This is a genomic window from Pseudomonas sp. EL_65y_Pfl1_R83 (assembly GCF_963970695.1).
Classification (GTDB): Bacteria; Pseudomonadota; Gammaproteobacteria; order Pseudomonadales; family Pseudomonadaceae; genus Aquipseudomonas; species Aquipseudomonas tritici.
The window spans coordinates 1-457 of the sequence record NZ_CAXAQI010000417.1 but is presented as its reverse complement, the minus strand read 5'-3'; the positions used below and the strand labels follow the sequence as shown (position 1 = coordinate 457).

Here is a 457-nt window from a genome sequence, read left to right as displayed (position 1 = left end):
CCTGCTCGGCGCGAGCCAGGATTTGCGCGACGGGGCGAACCCCGGCGAGGCGCGGATCGCATCGTCGGTGCGGTCCAACCAGATGATGCAATATCGCGTGATGTTGCAGGCGGTCGCGATTTTCCTGGTTGTGTTGTTGATGTGGCTCGCCGGCTAGGGCTGAGCTTCGCTTTGGGCGCAGCCCGGCGGTTGTGATAAAATATGTTCAAGCTCAACCGCATCTACACGCGTACCGGCGATGACGGCACGACCGGGCTGGTCGACGGATCGCGCATTGCCAAGGACGCCGCGCGGCTGGCGGCGATGGGCGATGTCGACGAAGCCAATAGCGCGATTGGCGCGGCGATCGCCGCGCTGGCGCAAGAGGGGTTGCCCGCCGCCGAATTGTCGGCATGGCTCGAGCGTATCCAGAACGATTTGTTCGATCTCGGTGCCGATCTCGCGACACCGAAAGCCG

Annotated in this window: 2 protein-coding genes; both read left to right on the top strand. The window is 64.1% G+C overall.

What is annotated here, in order from left to right:
* Positions 1-22 precede the first annotated feature (22 nt).
* The gene (locus AACY08_RS30760; RefSeq protein WP_445262069.1) at positions 23-157 is read left to right on the top strand and encodes a twin transmembrane helix small protein; all 135 of its coding nucleotides are present in this window, start codon (positions 23-25) and stop codon (positions 155-157) included.
* Positions 158-201: 44 nt separating this feature from the next.
* Positions 202-457: ATP:cob(I)alamin adenosyltransferase (locus tag AACY08_RS29595; RefSeq protein WP_445262068.1), on the top strand; the 256-nt coding region annotated here is incomplete at its 3' end.